General features: G+C 41.8%; 16 protein-coding genes. 14 read left to right on the top strand and 2 right to left on the bottom strand.

The window, feature by feature from the left end:
* Positions 1-8: 8 nt before the first annotated feature.
* On the bottom strand, positions 9-779 hold the full coding sequence (locus tag CTY48_RS15100; protein WP_099469292.1) for an AraC family transcriptional regulator: 771 nt from the start codon (positions 777-779) through the stop codon (positions 9-11).
* Positions 780-937: 158 nt separating this feature from the next.
* On the opposite strand from CTY48_RS15100, the gene CTY48_RS15095 reads away from it, so the two are divergent.
* Positions 938-2,224, top strand: coding sequence for a glycoside hydrolase family 28 protein (locus tag CTY48_RS15095; RefSeq protein ID WP_099469291.1), 1,287 nt, complete (start codon positions 938-940; stop codon positions 2,222-2,224).
* A 54-nt stretch (positions 2,225-2,278) separates the two neighbouring features.
* The gene (locus CTY48_RS15090) at positions 2,279-3,955 is read left to right on the top strand and encodes a type 2 periplasmic-binding domain-containing protein (RefSeq protein ID WP_099469290.1); all 1,677 of its coding nucleotides are present in this window, start codon (positions 2,279-2,281) and stop codon (positions 3,953-3,955) included.
* Positions 3,956-4,085: 130 nt separating this feature from the next.
* On the opposite strand, the gene CTY48_RS15085 is transcribed toward CTY48_RS15090, so the two are convergent.
* On the bottom strand, positions 4,086-4,352 hold the full coding sequence (locus CTY48_RS15085; RefSeq protein ID WP_180272743.1) for a DUF6171 family protein: 267 nt from the start codon (positions 4,350-4,352) through the stop codon (positions 4,086-4,088).
* A 160-nt stretch (positions 4,353-4,512) separates the two neighbouring features.
* Between CTY48_RS15085 and CTY48_RS15080 the strand changes: the two genes are divergently transcribed.
* From CTY48_RS15080 to murI, 12 genes are all read left to right on the top strand, one after another.
* The gene (locus CTY48_RS15080; RefSeq protein WP_099469289.1) at positions 4,513-6,069 is read left to right on the top strand and encodes a DUF3794 and LysM peptidoglycan-binding domain-containing protein; all 1,557 of its coding nucleotides are present in this window, start codon (positions 4,513-4,515) and stop codon (positions 6,067-6,069) included.
* 205 nt (positions 6,070-6,274) lie between these two features.
* Positions 6,275-7,171 carry a LysR family transcriptional regulator gene (locus CTY48_RS15075; protein ID WP_099469288.1) on the top strand — a complete coding sequence of 299 codons (897 nt, stop codon included), beginning with the start codon at positions 6,275-6,277 and terminating at the stop codon, positions 7,169-7,171.
* Between the two features lie 106 nt (positions 7,172-7,277).
* Positions 7,278-8,210, top strand: a complete 933-nt coding sequence (locus CTY48_RS15070; protein WP_099469287.1) for an NmrA family NAD(P)-binding protein — start codon at positions 7,278-7,280, stop codon at positions 8,208-8,210.
* Positions 8,211-8,413: 203 nt separating this feature from the next.
* Positions 8,414-9,061, top strand: coding sequence for a TetR/AcrR family transcriptional regulator (locus CTY48_RS15065; protein WP_099469286.1), 648 nt, complete (start codon positions 8,414-8,416; stop codon positions 9,059-9,061).
* Entirely contained in the window at positions 9,054-10,328 is a 1,275-nt protein-coding gene (locus CTY48_RS15060; protein ID WP_099469285.1) for an MFS transporter, read from the top strand. The genes CTY48_RS15065 and CTY48_RS15060 overlap by 8 nt, the downstream gene beginning before the upstream one ends.
* Before the next feature lie 8 nt (positions 10,329-10,336).
* Complete coding sequence (locus CTY48_RS15055; protein ID WP_099469284.1) at positions 10,337-12,655, top strand: ABC transporter permease; 2,319 nt, start codon at positions 10,337-10,339, stop codon at positions 12,653-12,655.
* Between the two features lie 3 nt (positions 12,656-12,658).
* Complete coding sequence (locus CTY48_RS15050; protein WP_099469283.1) at positions 12,659-13,417, top strand: ABC transporter ATP-binding protein; 759 nt, start codon at positions 12,659-12,661, stop codon at positions 13,415-13,417.
* A 36-nt stretch (positions 13,418-13,453) separates the two neighbouring features.
* Positions 13,454-13,984, top strand: coding sequence for a cupin domain-containing protein (locus tag CTY48_RS15045; protein ID WP_331463186.1), 531 nt, complete (start codon positions 13,454-13,456; stop codon positions 13,982-13,984).
* A gap of 190 nt (positions 13,985-14,174) precedes the next feature.
* Complete coding sequence (gene ispE, locus CTY48_RS15040; RefSeq protein ID WP_099469282.1) at positions 14,175-15,047, top strand: 4-(cytidine 5'-diphospho)-2-C-methyl-D-erythritol kinase; 873 nt, start codon at positions 14,175-14,177, stop codon at positions 15,045-15,047.
* A 5-nt stretch (positions 15,048-15,052) separates the two neighbouring features.
* Positions 15,053-15,727 carry a GntR family transcriptional regulator gene (locus CTY48_RS15035; RefSeq protein ID WP_099469281.1) on the top strand — a complete coding sequence of 225 codons (675 nt, stop codon included), beginning with the start codon at positions 15,053-15,055 and terminating at the stop codon, positions 15,725-15,727.
* 55 nt (positions 15,728-15,782) lie between these two features.
* On the top strand, positions 15,783-16,424 hold the full coding sequence (spoIIR, locus tag CTY48_RS15030; RefSeq protein WP_099469280.1) for a stage II sporulation protein R: 642 nt from the start codon (positions 15,783-15,785) through the stop codon (positions 16,422-16,424).
* Positions 16,425-16,453: 29 nt separating this feature from the next.
* Complete coding sequence (gene murI, locus CTY48_RS15025) at positions 16,454-17,302, top strand: glutamate racemase (protein ID WP_099469279.1); 849 nt, start codon at positions 16,454-16,456, stop codon at positions 17,300-17,302.
* The last annotated feature ends 7 nt before the right edge of the window (positions 17,303-17,309 follow it).

The following is a 17,309-nucleotide window of genomic DNA, read 5'->3' as shown; positions in this document are numbered from 1 at the left end:
ATATATTTCTAACCTTCATAAAGTTTACGAACCTTATAATAAGTGGCATAAGTACCGAAGCCGGCTTCAAAAGCGGCTTCGGTTTTTGATGCCCCTTGCTTTATCAATTCTTCTGCCAGCATATAGCGTTTTAAGTTAATATACTGGTTCACAGTATAGCCGGTTGCAGCCTTAAATATCTTACACAGATATTGCTTGTTAAGATAAAAATGGTCTGCTATTGAGGTGAGGCTGATTGGCTCACTGCGGTGTTCATGTATAAAATTTATAATCTCATTTATATTCTTTTGACTTTTCCCAATAGGCGCAGAGTAGGGAGATATCCTGTTTAGCAAAGTCAGGATTTCTGTAAAAACGCATAGTGCCCCGATATCATTTTGATTTTCCAAATAGAAATCAACTTTTTGAAATAGCTCGACAAGATGATAGGGAGCATGAGAAATATGCGGAATCAGATTGTGTTGTCCCAAACTGCGCGCCGTAAATAATCTGCTTAACTCCTCACAATGATATTTTTCAAAGAAATGAGTATTAATTTTTACGACGATTCGCTCGTAAGGTGTTATTGAGTTGCACACAATCTGATGCAGCTCATTATTTTGTGCAAAAACAATGTCATATGGCTTTAAAGGATAGAAAATGCCCTCCACACAGAAGGTCACATCACCTTGAAGCAGAAAAATAAGTTCATGATAGTCAGGGTGATTGTGAAGGATAAATTTTTCCTGTAAAGGAATTTTGACAGCAGAGTGCAAGTACGATATTTCTTGTATATTCATAGTGAATCTCTCCTCTAAGCCATTATGGAACAAACAGCAGCTTTTTATCACTATAACATAAAAAGTGAATATTAGAAATGTTTTGGTGAAAAACAAAGAATTATATATTTAATATTATCTGTATAATAGTGAGATAGAGTGAGCAGGAGGTAAGACAAGTGCAAGAAAATTATGACAAGATACCATTTTTAATGGAGCAAATTAAGCCCGCAGAATTTCCACCGCATGTAGTACGGGCTTTGGAATATAGAACTGCATCAGACGACAAGCATGCAATCCAGAAAGCAGTCAATGTCTGTAAAGATATGGGAGGCGGTACTGTTTTGGTTGAGGAAGGAAATTGGATAACAGGCCCGATTCATTTGGCAAATGATATTCATCTTAAACTTGAAGAAGGAACCGTAATTCGTTTTAGTGAGGAGGCTTCGGATTACTTGCCGGTCGTGTTTACACGTTGGGAAGGAATCGAGTGCTATAATTATTCCCCGCTGATTTATGCAAATGAATGTGAGAATATCGCCATAACCGGAAAAGGAAAGCTGTATGGCGGCGGGGAGGCATGGTGGCACTGGAAAGGGGTGCAGCAGGAAGCGGCAAATGATTTATGCTATGCACAACACAGAGGTATAGAGGTCAAGAAAAGAGTTTACGGAACGAAAGAGGCGGCGCTTCGGCCGTCATTCATCCAATTTATAAATTGTAAGGGAGTGGAGCTAAAAGATTTTACCATAATCGACGGACCGCAGTGGATGCTTCATCCGGTCTATTGTGAGAATGTGGCGGTAAAAGGTGTCTCAGTCCTGTCAAAAGGGCACAACACAGATGGTTTAAATCCGGATTCTTGTAAAAATGTGCTGATAGAGGATTGTTACTTTAACACGGGAGATGACTGCATTGCAATTAACTCCGGCATGAATGAGGATGGTTGGAGAGTGGGAAAGCCTTGCGAAAACATTGTAATTCGCAACTGTACGATGAACGGAGGGCATGGAGGAATTGTAATCGGCAGCGGAATGTCTGGGGGTGTTCATAATGTTTATGCATATGATTGTAAAATTAAAGGAACGAATCAGGGCATTCGCCTAAAGTCAATGAGAGGACGGGGCGGCTATGTCAAGGATGTCTGGTTTGAGAATATTGAGATTAACAATGTCTCTGAGGAGGCAGTTCAAATTAATATGTTTTATCCATACAGCACAGTAATACCAAAGACAGAGGAACCGTCAGATTTTTCAGATATCCATCTAAAAAACATTTATGGTCAGGGGGCAAAGAATGCATTGGAAATCTGCGGACTTCCGGAGCATGAGCTCAGAAATATTTTCCTGGAGGATATTGATTTAAGTGCAAAAATACCGATGGTTTGCGACAATGTAACGAATATAAGGGTGAAAAATGTATGTTTGCAGGGAGAAAAAGAGCAAAAGAATAGAGCGGATAGTTAAATAGGAAAATCCTATTTCTATAAAAAGGTATTTATTTTAAGGAGGTAAAGGTATATGAGAAGGAGTTTAAGAAAGGCTGCGGCATTTTCCATAGTATGCTCTATGGCGGCAGCTTCACTGGCAGGTTGCGGTGGAAACAAGGCAAACGAAACAGCTTCAACAGATGCAGCGGAAAATGCAAAGGCATCCCAAGAAGCGGACGGGACAGCGCAAACAAAGGAAGCAGAAAAGCAAGAGGGCGAATATATAGATTATTCGCAGGGGTTTTCAGAAAATGTCACGATTCAAATTCCGGTCTATGACAGGGCATATGAGGGCTGGAATGTGACAGATAATTATTACACGAATTGGATACAGAAAGAATTTGGTGATAAGTACAATATAACAGTTGATTTTGTCGCAATCGGCAGAACAACAGAAGTGACGGATTACACGCAAATGCTGGCGGCAGGAACGGCGCCGGATATTATTTTCCACTACGATATGCCACAGGCGTTGGCATATTATGGGGAAGGAGCGATGCAGGAGCTTGATTTGGGAGAAATTGCTTATTATGCACCGACCTATTTTGATAAGATGGGAGAGACAATTTCCAGATATGGCTCTGTTGATGGCAAGCCGACTTTATTTTTTGCAGGGCGCACAGATGCCTATAATAGTGTAAGACTGATACGTCAGGACTGGCTGGATAAGGTAAACATGGAGATGCCTCATAGTCTGGAAGAATACAATGCGGTATTAAAGGCGTGGAAGGAGGCAGGGCTTGGCAACGGGGGTGGATATCTGATACAAAACAGCTTTAACTTTGACTACCCGTTCCGTGAATGGCCGATTGATGAAAAGGAGAGAGCTCTTTACTCTGATCTCTCGGTGGCAGCTTTACCGTGGCAATCCACTTATGAATATCTTGCGAACTTAAACTATCAGTATAACAACGGGCTAATCAATCCTGAATTTTACCTAAATACAGACGAGGCTTCTACAAAGGCTGATTTTGTATCAGGAAAATCCGGTGTATATACGCTGTATTTGTCAAGCAGTACAGATGTTATCAGCAGCTTACTGGGAAATGAGCCTGAGGCTAAATTGGCGGTAATGGACCCGGCAGCGCTTTCACCAGAGGGTGTAATGCCGCAATCAAGAGCTTACTGGCCATTTGGTATCATTATGGGAATCAACCAAGCTACATCAAATGAGGAAAGAGCAGCAATCTGGCTTTATTTAGAGTGGATGAGCCAGACAAACAACTTATTCTTTTTACAAAATGGTGTGGAAGGCGAAAATTATACATTGGATGCCGATGGTCTGGCAGTTAAAGATTCTGATTTTGCAGGGGAATCAAAGCTATCACAAAACAACAACAAAGATTATTGGTGTCTGGTAACGGAAGGGGTAGAATATGAGAAGGAGGAGCTTAATTACAAAGCAAATCTTGCAAATTGGGCACCCACCGGATATGAATATCTGATTGAGGACGCCTATCAATATTATAACGATTATAAGGAGTACATGACAGTAGATGCACTTTATTCTGTCGTAATTGAAAGTGTTGCAGAGTATAAGACGACCTTAAATGATTTGTGGAAGGAACTTTATGTAAAATGTGTTATGGCATCGGAAGCAGATTTCGACACAGTTTATGAGCAGGCTGTCCAAGAGTATCTGGAAGCAGGATATCAGGAAATTCTGGATGAAAAAACAGAGGCAATTGAAGCCGGGAATTATAACTAATTTGAATTTTTCTGGATTAAAGTGATATAAGACAACATAATTCCCTTTCTGATCTAAGCGGAAAGGGAATTGTTTAAGTTCGTATATATTTTTGGGAAATTATTGGAATATCTTGCGATTAAAAATCGGCTCACCATAAATGCTTTGGTGAAGCACACTCATTCTCCGCAATCACCGCGCGAAGCTCCACAAAGCAGCCGCATACACGGCACATTCCCTGAAAATAATCAGGACATTCCACGCAGATTGTAAGCCGTCTGTCGTACTCAGTTTCGTCTGCCTTGATGTCTGCGTCAAGACTGTCAATATATTCATATAAATGCTTAAAATATTCCCCCTCCGGAAATTCCAGCAGAAGGCATTTTTTACATAAACGTTTTTCATCGGAGCCGTTCATTTAATCACCTCAGTATTAGTCGTGTAACTTCCTTAAGTATATCACAGTGCCGATACATTTTTGCCTTTTTTTCAAAAACATGTTATAAAATCCGCAAAATGAAAATATAAATAAGTGGGAAAGCTATTTTCAAACGAATAAAGAAAGCGGAGGCGATATATTGGAACTGGTAAAGAAGAACATACACATGAACGGATTAAAAGGAAAAGCCGTCAACCAAGTTACGTTGGAAGATGACTATAATGTGCCGGACAGCAAGGCGGACGTGATAAACATCATACAGGATTCCAGTGAAATTATCATTACGGAGGTAAAGGCGGCGGATGGTCATGCCCTTGTGAGAGGAAAGCTTCGGTTTAAGGTGCTGTATGTCAGCGATTCTTCCGATGAGAAAATCCAAAGTTTATCGGGGGAGATTCCGTTTGAAGAGACGATTAACATCGAAGGAGCGATGGACGGTGACAGCATTAAGATAAGGTGGGAGACGGAGGACTTTAATGTTTCCATGATTAACTCCAGAAAAATCAGTGTAAAAGCGATTGTCACCTTTATTTTATGCGTCGAACAGCTTGTGTCGGAGGAGACGACGGTGGATGTTGTGGGCGGTGAGGATGTTCAAAACTTGAAAAAGAGCCTGGATATTGTGGAACTAGCCGTAAACAAGAAGGATATTTTCCGAATTAAAGATGAAATTTCAATTAATCAAAATAAACCTAATATATATGAAATTGTATGGACCAACGTGCAACTTCGAAATGTGGAAACCCGGCTGATGGATCAGGGGATTTCTATAAAAGGAGATTTGGCTGTGTTTGTACTGTACAAGGGAGAGGATGAGGATCACTCACTCCAATTTGTCGAGGCGCTTGTTCCGTTTGGCGGCACGATTGACTGCAGTGATTGCAGGGAGGATATGATAGCCGATATCGACCTTTCTGTTGATCATATGGATATTGAGGCAAAGCCTGACTATGACGGCGAGCAGAGGCTTATCAATATCGACGGCGCTCTGAATTTGGATATCAAGCTGTATCAGGAGGATCAGGTCAGCATCGTTGAAGATGTATATTCTCCTCATATGGAGCTTACACCGGTAACGCAGGTCGGAAATTTTGAAGGGCTTGTGGTGAAAAATTTTGCAAAGACAAGGGTGGCTGAAAAACTTAAAATTCCGAATAATCAATCAAGAATCTTGCAAATTTGCCACACAACGGGCGATGTAAAAATAGATGAGACAATAGCAGTCGAGGACGCTGTGAGCGTGGAAGGCGTGATTGAGGTTGCAATTTTGTACATAACAGCGGATGATAACATGCCGTTTAATGTAATGCGAGGTGTGATTCCGTTCAACCACATTGTAGAGGCAAAAGGAATTGGCGAGAATTCCATTTATAACATCAAGGCTGATTTAGACCAATTGGCGACATCCATGGTGGACAGCGAGGAAGTAGAGATAAAAGCAGTTGCAAACCTGAATGTGCTTGTCTTAAATAAAATGGAAGAAAACATCATAACCGATGTCAGAGAAGAGCCGCTTGATTACGCAAAACTGGAGGCATTGCCGGGTATTGTAGGATATGTTGTGAGAAAAGATGACTCACTGTGGAAACTTGCAAAAAAATACTACACAACTGTGGATAGAATAAAAGAAGCAAACGATTTGAGCAGTGATACCATCAAGGCAGGAGATAATTTACTGATTATAAAGAGTGTATAAAGAATAGAAGAAAGTCATAAATCATAGCTGCGGTAAAGCCAACAGAGTTTAGTTGGTTTTGCCGCAGCTAAAGTTTGGGTTTTAATTTCCGCTTAATTCAGGAAAATTAAGAAACGGCTAAAACTGGACAGTTCTCATGAAGTCGTATAAAATATAACGATAAGGATTGCATTGTGCAAGGAGAAAATAATAATGAGGTGCTGTTATGTTGAGTCGCAAAATACTTTTTTTTATCAGTGTGGCGGAAAACGGGAGTTTTTCCTCCGCAGCTAAGAAATTCTATCTGTCACAGTCGGCGGTCAGCCAGCAGATTGATTTGCTGGAGACAGAGCTAGGAGTCAAGCTGTTTGACCGGAGCAAGTACAGACCCGTTTTGACGGAGGCGGGAAAGTTTTATTACAAAGAATGTAAAAAATTGTATGAACAATACGAATTGCTTGTAAAAGACGTACAAAATATAGGAAATAAAAGTCAGAACACCCTTCGCATAGGTATCACGGGACCTATGGAGAAACGGCATCTGCCCTATATTTTGAACATCTATAAAAAGAAGTACAAGGAAATTCAGATTGATGTAAAAAAGATAAATTTTCAAAGCGGGATCAGCTTGCTGGAGGAAAAAAAGCTGGACGTTGCCTTCGGGATTACGAATGACTTCAGGGACAAAGGGGAAATTGAGGTTGTCAACCTTCTAAAGCATAAGGTGTGTGTGATTTGCTCGACAGAGCATCCGTGGGCGGAGAGAAAATCCGTGGATGGAGCAGAAATTGCAAACGAGCCGATTATTTCTTTTTCAAAAAAGATGGGAAACAACTTTTATTTTGATTTTATCGAGGCATTTAAAAAGGACGGTGTGACGCCTCATATCGTGCAGGAGGTGGACGGGCTTGAGGAATTGTTGCTCGCGGTCCGGTTTAATCAGGGCATTGGGCTGACCTCCAGGGAGGTTGTGAGTGAGGAGGACGGAGTGTGGGTGCTTGACATCGATAACACGCATCATCACGCCGACTTTTGTATGGGATATCTGGCGGGCAATAACAAGCCGTTTGTGCAGGATTTCGTGGAGGCAACGAAAGAGTACTACAGGCAGATAACACTATAAGAAAAACTTATAATGTTTATAAGAATTTCTCCTCTGTTTTTTTATGGTAAGGTGTATTAAGATAAAACCATAAAGAATGACAAAAAATTAACAAGGAGGAAACGTAATGGCAAAAATTATTGTTACGGGTGTGGACGGCAATTTTGGAGGACTTGTAGTAGATACAATCACAAAGCTGGTGGACAAGGAGTCACTTATTTTGACCTGCCCGTTTGAAGCAGGGCTTGAGAAGTTTAAAAAGGAAGGCTTTGACACAAGAGTTGCAAACTTCAATCATAGAGAGGGACTTGAGAAAGCATTTGAGGGAGGAGATGTGATACTTGTTATATCAGCTCCTTTTGTTGGCGAAAAACGCCAGACTGCCCATAAAAATGCTGTGGATGCGGCAAAGGCAGCAGGAGTGAAAAAGGTGGTATACACCTCACTTGTCAATGCGACAGATCCCCAAAACCCAAGTATTGAGAAAATCGACCATGCATTTACAGAGGAATACGTGCAGAGCATCGGAATGGACTACATATTCTTAAGAAATTCCCAATATGCGGAAGCCATGATTACAAGCTATCTAACCTCAAACGGTGCGATGGCAAGCTGTCAGGGAGACGGAAAAATGTCCTATATTTCCAGAAAGGATTGTGCAATTGCAGCAGCCTATGCACTGACCAAGGAGGAAATGCATAAGAGGATATTGAATATCAACGGACCGGAGTCCTTGACCTTAGCTGAATTTATTGCAATCGGAAATGAGAAGACCGGTATGAATGTCGTGCTAAATGATGTTTCCGAGGAGGACGTATATCATTTCTTCGACTCCATCGGGGTTCCGAGAACAACGGAGGGACAGTTTGAAAAGGATTCACCGGCTCCTTATTCCAGTGACGGTATGGTTACATTTGCGAGAGCAATCCGCTTGGATAAAATGAGCGAGTTCACAAATGATTTTGAGCTTTTAACCGGAACAAAGCCAAGAACGATTGCACATATGTTTGCAAATTACGATGAATATCAGGTTGGACAGAGAAACTCCACAGATAACTAAATAAATTAAGAGAATTGTATTTCAAGCAGGGACAAAAATATGTCGGTTCAAAAACATCTGAACCGGCATATTTTTTATACTAGGAAGCTTTCTGGGAAATTTTAGAACCTTAATTACGGTACGCTCTTGACAGTTTAAGAGCGGCGCAGTATAGTATATTATATAACCGACAGACAGTCGGTCTATAAAATGGAGAGGTAAACATGAGAGTTGTAAAAGAAGCAAACGAACGAAGAAATGAAATACTTGATGCGGCAGATGAGCTGTTCGGTCAGAAAGGCTTTGACGGCACAAGTACAAATGATATTTTGGAAAAGGTAAAAATTGCGAGGGGAACGCTGTATTATCATTTCAAGTCTAAGGAAGATATTATGGATGCGCTGATTGAGCGGTATAATGCCCGTATTCTAGGCGCAGCGCAGGACATTGCCGCGGATAAGAGTATACCGGTAAATGAGCGTATTGTCCGTGTTGTGATGGCATTGAATATAAGCGAGGGAAACGGTCAGGAAATCATTGAACACATCCACAAGCCCCAAAACGCTCTTATGCATCAAAAAATACAGAGGGTAATCATCAACAGGCTTACCCCCATACTTACTGAAATAATCAAAGAGGGTATAGAGCAAGGGATGTTTCATACGCCGTTTCCTTACGAGTGTATGGAGATGGCGGTGGTATATTCGAATACAATTTTTGATGATAGTACGGTTGAAATGACAGAAGAGGAAAGAATGACCCGTATCCGTGCGTTTACCTTTAACGTGGAAAGGCTGCTTGGTATGGAAAGCGGAAGTCTTACCGGCGTTATGCAGATGTTTGGCAGTAAAAATGGAGGCGGCAATGAATAATTCAGGAAAATCCTTTCAAAAATTTCTTCTTCTGTGGTCAGGAGAATTTATTTCCGCAATAGGAAGCGGGCTTACGTCATTTGGACTTGGGGTCTATGTGTTTGAGCAGACGGGAAGGGTATCGTCAATGGCACTTGTAACCTTGCTGGCATTTATGCCGTCACTTCTTTTGAGCGCCGTGGCAGGAGTGCTTGCGGACCGATACGACCGCAGACTTCTTATGGTGCTTGGTGACAGCCTTTCAGGGGCAGGGCTTGTATTTATTTTAATTTGTATGCTTCGTGGGGAAGCCCAGCTATGGCAGATTTGTGTAGGAGTTACCATAAGCTCCATATTCTCATCGTTGCTTGAGCCTGCATACAAGGCGACGATTACGGATTTGCTCACCAAGGAGCAGTACACAAAGGCAAGCGGACTCGTTCAAGTGGCAGGTTCTGCGAAGTATCTGATTTCCCCTATAATCGCGGGATTTTTACTCGCTGTTTCGGATATCAAGCTGTTGCTTGTAATCGATATCTGTACGTTTTTTGTAACCGTCGCCTCAACTCTTGTGGTACGAAGCGGTCTAGCCTCAAAGAAATCTGAAGCGGCAAAATCCTTTATCCGCGAATTCAAGGACGGATGGGGCGCCGTTTCAGAAAAAAGAGGTGTGCTTGTACTTGTCATGATGGCATCGGCAATCACATTTTGCCTCGGCTTTATACAGACACTTTCGATGCCGCTCATACTTTCTTTTTCCAACAGCTCCGTATTGGGAACCGTTGAAACAATTTCTGCTTCCGGTATGCTGGTGACAAGTGTAATCATAGGAATTCTTTCGATTAAAAAAGGCTATGTGAAAATACTTTCTCTTTCCCTTTTCTGTGCGGGAATATTTATGGCGGTGTTTGGGCTGCGTGAAAGTACGGTATTGATCGGCGTTTCAGGATTTTTGTTTTTTGCAATGCTTCCCTTTGCAAATACAAGCATGGATTTTCTTATCCGCACGAATATTGAAAACGAACTTCAAGGCAGAGCATGGGGGCTGATCGGTGTGATTTCCCAGCTCGGATATGTTGCCGCATATGCGGTTTCAGGTGTACTTGCAGATTATATATTCACTCCTTTGCTTCTGGATAACGGAAGCCTTGCTTCCACCGTAGGAAAAATTACCGGTACGGGAAGCGGGCGGGGCACCGGCTTTCTTATTATGATTGCCGGAGTAATGTTATGTGTGGCAGCAGTAATTCTTTATCATATAAAATCAGTTAAAAATCTTGAAAGTTGAGGTGGTTTATGTATTACAGAATCATTCGCAATGATATTTCGAAAAGCAGGCTTATCACGCTGACCATAACTTTGTTTATTGCCGCCGCCGCTATGCTTGTATCGCTTGCGGCAGTGCTTGTTGTAAATCTCTTTGGTGCCATAGATACATTGATGACAAAAGCCGAAACACCGCATTTTATGCAGATGCACTCCGGTGCGATTGATTTTGGACGGCTTGAGGCTTTTGCACAGGAAAATCCCGACGTGGACGAATTTCAGGTGTTGGAATTTCTGAATGTGGACGGTGCCCGTATTGTGCTTGACCAAACCACGCTTGCAGACAGCGTTCAGGACAACGGATTTTGTATTCAAAGCGAAACCTTCGATTATCTCCTTGATTTGGACGGAAAGGTGATTCAGGTGTCCGACGGGGAAATTTATGTACCTGTAAGCTATAGGAAGGACGGCATTGCCAAGGTAGGCGGCAAAGTGTCAGTAGGAGAACAGGAATTTGTCATTGCCGGATTTTTGCGGGATTCCCAAATGAATTCCCTGCTGGCTTCCTCAAAAAGATTTCTTGTCAGCGAAAATGATTACACAAAAATCAAAGCTTTGGGAAGCATAGAGTATCTCATTGAGTTTAGGTTAAAGGAACTGTCTGAACTTGATGCCTTCCAAACCGCCTATACCGCCGCCGGACTTGAAGCAAACGGTCCGACAATTACCTATCCGCTTTTTAAAACCATTAATGCAATCTCTGACGGGCTGATGATTGCAGTGATACTTCTGGTAAGCATACTTGTGGTTGCAATGGCATTTATGTGCATCCGCTTTACGCTTATGGCAAAAATTGAAGAGGATTATCGGGAGATAGGAATTATGAAGGCAATAGGGCTGAGTCTTTCCCATATAAAAAAGCTCTATTTTGCAAAATATGCAGCAATTTCCTTGGCAGGCTGTCTAAGCGGCTTTGCGCTCTCGTTTCTGTTTCGAGGGATGCTTCTGGAAAACATACGGCTTTATATGGGAGAAAGCGGAAATTCTCTTTTGGCCTTATTGGTTGGGATAATGGGTGTTCTGTTGGTATTTGCGGCGATTCTTGCCTATGTGGGCAGAGTGCTGAAACGTTTCCGAAAAATATCCGCCGCGCAGGCAATGCGTTTTGGAGTTGTTCAGGAGGAGCAGGGAGGCAAGAGGAATTTTTGTCTGAGTAAAAACAGGTTGTTTGACACCAATATTTTTCTTGGCATCCAAGACGTACTGACGAGAAAAAGGTTGTATGCCACAATGCTTGCAGTTCTTGTGCTTTCAGCCTTTATCATTATTGTTCCGCAAAATTTATACAATACCATTTCCTCAAAGGATTTCATCCTATATATGGGAATAGGAAGCTATGATATGCGCCTTGACATACAGCAGACGGATGATATTCCCCAAAAAGCGGCTGAGATTGCAAGGGTTATGGAAAGTGACAGTGATATTTTAAAATACGCCGTATTTACAACAAAAAGCTTTCAAGCAAAGACGCAGGAGGGCTTGGAAGAAAATATAAAAATTGAACTTGGCGACCATTCTTTGTTCCCGATAAAATATGCCGAGGGCAGAGCGCCTATTGCAGAGAATGAAATTGCGCTTTCGATGATAAATGCCGATGAACTGGGAAAAAAGATAGGTGATGCCATTACGCTTGTAATCGAAGGGAAGGAAAGGCAGCTTACGGTATGCGGCATCTACTCCGACATCACCAACGGAGGCAAAACTGCAAAGGCTGTTTTTGCCGATAATTCGGCAGACATTATGTGGTGCATTGTGTGTGCACAGCTTTTGGAGCCGTCTTATATAAACGAAAAGGTTTCGGAATATGGGCAGAGCTTTGAATTTGCAAAGGTTACGGGGGTGGAAGGCTTTATTTGGCAGACATTCGGTTCTACGATAAACTCCATAAAGAAGGCATCCTATGGAGCAACTGTGGCAGCGCTCATTATAACGATTCTTATTACATTGCTGTTTATAAAAATGCTGGTGGCAAAGGACCGGTATTCCATTGCCGTAATGAAAGCCTTGGGTTTTACAAGCTCGGATATCAGAGTACAGTATGCTTCCCGTTCCATATCCGTTTTGCTTGTAGGGATTATCGCCGGTACACTTCTGGCAAACACTCTTGGAGAGGTGCTTGCGGGTATGGTTATCTCCTCGTTTGGAGCCGCCTCCTTTCAGTTTACCGTAAATCCTCTTTCAGCGTACCTGCTTTGTCCGCTGATGATGGTATGTGCGGTGCTTATTGCGGCAATTACCGGTACATCTGATGTAGAGCAGATAAAAATATGGGAAAATATAAAGGAGTAGCTTATGAAAAAAATCATTACCGGTGAAAATATAGTAAAATTTTTCGGCGAAGGCGATGAAAAGTGCAAGGTTCTTGACGAAGTTTGTGTTAAAATAAGTGAGGGAGAGTTCGTCTCGGTTATGGGACCCTCCGGTTCAGGAAAATCAACGCTGCTGTTCGCCCTAAGCGGAATGGAAGACGTTGACGGCGGAAGCGTCCTTTTTGACGGCAAGGACTTGGCAAAGTTAGGAGAAAATGAGCGTTCTGATATGCGTAAGACTAAAATGGGTTTTGTTTTCCAGCAGCCCACTTTGCTGAAAAACCTGAATATCCTTGACAATATTATTCTTTTGTCCATGCGAAGCAATCGAAAAAATGCCGCAGAAATCACTGAAAAAGCAAGAGTACTTATGAAAAGAGTCGGTATCGCGGAGCTTGAAAAACGTGAAATTACGCAGGTTTCAGGAGGACAGCTTCAGCGTGCGGGGATTTGCCGGGCACTGATGAACAGCCCTAAAATCATCTTCGGCGACGAGCCAACGGGCGCGCTTAACTCAAAATCTGCGCAGGAGATTATGGATATATTTTCCCAAATCAATTCGGAAGGTACGGCGGTTATGCTCGTAACCCATGATGCAAAGATAGCGGCACAAACACAGCGTGTTTTGTTTATGTGCGACGGGAAAATTGTGACGGAAATGAAACTGCCTCCGTATAGCGGAAGGGATGTGGAGGAAAGAATGAAAAAGATTGGGGAGAAGATGCGAGAGATAGGGATATAATTTTTTAAAGATAATAAAAAAAGGAGTAGTGATAATATGAATATCATGGAAAAGCAAATATATACAGCAGATTATTTTGTTCAAAAGTTAAATATGCTTCCGCATCAAGAAGGTGGCTTTTATAAAGAAATTGAGGCTTCATCCGAGAATATTCCCGTGAGCGAAAATAATCTTGAGGGACAGGAAGTACGAAAACTATGGACAAGTATTTATTTTCTTCTTAGAGATGGTGAAGTCTCTAATTTTCACAGACTAAAGTCAGATGAAATGTGGTACTATCATGCAGGTTCTTCTTTAACCATATATATGATAACCCCCAAGGGAGAACTTATCACAAAAGAGCTTGGACTTGACGTGGAAAAGGGAGAAACACCTCAGGTATTAGTTCCAAAGGATTATATATTTGGTTCAGCTATGAATAAGCAAGGATTTGCTTTGGTGGGCTGTATGGTGTCACCGGGCTTTGATTACCGAGATTTTGAATTGTTTGAAAGAGATGATTTGTTAAAACAATACCCACAATATGAAAAAGAAATTCGAAAGCTTACAAGAGAAAAAAACGAATAACCGCTGCCGACTTATCTTAATTTATCATAACGATCAAGTACTGATTTTTCAGAGAAATAGATTCTCAATAAAAATCAGTACTTTTTTGCATGGAATTAGTTTTTAATAGACATTGCATTTTACAGAAAATGTGTTTATAATGTATACATAATACAATATAAAAGTGTCATGGGGCATTTGGAGGAGAGCAATGGATCAAATAAAGCTAAAAGCACTTGCCAAAATTAATCTGGGGCTTGACGTCGTTCGAAAGCGGGAGGACGGCTATCATGAAGTACGGATGATTATGCAGACAATAAACCTGTATGATAAAATCTCCATTAAGAAAATAAAGGAGAAGGATATCAAGGTAAAGACAAACCTATATTATTTGCCGAACAATGAAAATAATCTGGTCTACAAGGCTGCGAAGCTTTTGTTGGATGAATTTCATATCGAGCAGGGAGTCAGCATTAATCTTGAGAAATATATTCCGGTGGCGGCGGGAATGGCGGGCGGAAGCACTGATGCCGCGGCAACCTTAATGGGAGTGAATAAGCTGTTTAAGCTCGGATTAAGCAAAAAGCAGCTTATGGAACGCTCTGTGGTAATCGGTGCCGATGTTCCCTACTGCATTATGCGAGGGACGGCGCTTGCAGAAGGAATCGGAGAGGAATTAACCCCCTTAAAACCTTTTCCAAAATGTCATATACTCATCGCAAAGCCGGGTATCAGCGTTTCTACGAAGTTTGTATACGGCAATTTGAAAGCAGATGAGATTAAAGTGCACCCGGATATCGATGGGATGGTGCAGGCAATCGAGGAAAATGATTTAAACGGTGTACTTGAGAGGATGGGCAACGTTTTGGAGGACGTGACCATAACGGAATATCCCATCATAGAAGAAATCAAGCAGTTTATGAGGGACAATGGTGCTTTAAACGCTATGATGAGCGGAAGCGGACCTACCGTGTTTGGGATTTTTAATGATTATAAAAAAGCACGTAAGGCATACGGATTATTAAAATCAAACAGACAGATCAAACAAACATTTTTGACAAACGTATTCAACAACAGGAGGTAAGGGAAATGAATGATACATTAAAGGTAAATATAAACGAATATCTTCCACTCAGAGATGTGGTATTTAATACATTGAGACAGGCTATTTTAAAGGGAGAGCTGCTTCCGGGAGAGCGCCTTATGGAAATCCAGCTGGCACAGAGACTCGGAGTAAGCAGAACGCCAATCAGAGAAGCAATCCGTAAGCTCGAATTGGAGGGATTGGTTACAATGGTGCCGAGAAAAGGTGCAGAGGTAGCTAAAATCTCAGAGAAAAGTCTGCGTGATACGCTGGAAGTCAGAAGAGCGTTAGAGGAGCTTGCTATGCAGATTGCCTGTGACAAGGTTTCGGACGAGGTGATAGATGAGTTGGAAGTGTCTCTGGAAAAATTCAAATCTGCCATTGTTTCCAAGGAATTGACTACAATTGCAGAAGCAGATGTGAATTTCCATGATGTTATTTATAATGCAACGGGAAATGAAAGACTGATTCTCATCCTGAATAACCTGAGAGAGCAGATGTATCGTTATAGAATCGAGTATATCAAGGACTACAGCAGCCACAAGAGACTTGTGGAAGAGCATGAAGCTTTAATTGACTGCCTGAAGAACAAAGACAAGGAAAGAGCAACCACCACAATATGCAACCATATTGACAATCAGGAAATGGCGGTTATCATAAGTATTAAAAGCAACGAATAAGTTTTAAAAACTCTGTCAATACTTCCGGTATATTAGATTGGGAGGTATTGCAGAAATGAAACGTATAAAAAAATGGATTGCTATTTTCGCAATAGCAGTTATAGGAATAGGCGCAATGGGGCAAGTGTACATAAGCAAAGCAGGATATGAAGAGGCAGAAAAACAGGATGAGCTGCAAAGCTCACTGGCACATAAAATTATCCGCTTTCATGTCATTGCGGACAATGACACGGACGAGGCGCAGCAGCTTAAGCTGACGGTAAAAAATGAGACCTTGCAATATATGCAGACTCTTTTGACAGGAACTGAGGATTTGGAGACAACCCGTACAGTCCTGGAAAATAATCTGGATCAGATCGAAAAGTTTGCCGCGGAGGTTGTGAAACGAGAAGGCTATGAATATACTGTAAGTGCGGAATTTGAAAACTGTTATTTTCCAATTAAGGAATACGGCAGCCTCATTTTTCCGGCGGGCTATTATGATGCTTTGCGAATTAAGCTTGGCAAGGCAGAGGGCAGAAACTGGTGGTGTGTCATGTACCCTAACCTTTGTTTTGTGCAAGGTACCTACGCGGTGGTAAATGATGAGGTAAAAGAGACTTTGGAAGGCATGCTTACACCCGAAGAGTATAAAATGCTTTTGTCGGGCAGCAACACAAAAGTTTCATTTAAATATTTAAAATTTTTAAATAATTAGTCAGGTATAAATTGACAGCGGAGGAAGTAATGAGTTCAATCATTCATAAAATAGAGGAAGAGACAAATGATGCACCAATCGGGGTGTTTGATTCCGGCGTCGGCGGTTTGACGGTGGCAAAAGAGATTATGCGCCAGATGCCGAATGAGCGTATCGTGTATTTTGGAGACACGGCAAGAGTTCCCTATGGAAGCAAGTCGAAGGATACAATCATCCGGTACTCCAGACAGATTATCCGTTTTCTGAAGACAAAGCAGGTGAAGGCGATTGTTGTGGCATGTAATACCGCGAGTGCATATGCGTTGGACACGGTGGAAGCAGAACTTGATATTCCGATTATCGGTGTGATAAAAGCAGGAGCTAAGGTGGCAGTCGAGACAACGAACAACGGAAAAATAGGTGTAATCGGAACCGAAGCTACGATTAACAGCGGAATTTATTCCACGTACATACATAAAAAAAATTCTGAGCTGACTGTTATAGGAAAGGCATGTCCCCTATTTGTTCCGCTTGTGGAAGAAAACTGGATTAAGGACAGCGTGACGGATGAAGTGGCACGAAGATACTTAGGTGAGCTAAAGGAATCCGGAATTGACACGCTTATTCTTGGCTGCACCCATTATCCGCTTTTGCGCTCCACGGTAGGAAAAATAGCCGGAGACGGCATCACATTGGTAAATCCCGCCTATGAGACGGCGCTTGAGCTTAAGCAGCTCTTGGAACAGAAGAATTTAATCTGTACCAACCATAAGAATAATGACGGCACGCGATATGAATTTTACGTCAGTGACGGCTCGGACAAATTTAAACAGATTGCCAATTCTATTCTGCCTTATGATATTTCAACGACAAAGCTGATTAATATTGAGGAGTTTTAGAGTTTTG

Origin of the sequence: Konateibacter massiliensis (genome assembly GCF_900184995.1) — a bacterium.
Classification (GTDB): Bacteria; Bacillota; Clostridia; order Lachnospirales; family Lachnospiraceae; genus Lachnotalea; species Lachnotalea massiliensis.
Note: the sequence above shows the minus strand (reverse complement) of the source record. Positions and strands in the feature narration are given on the sequence as shown.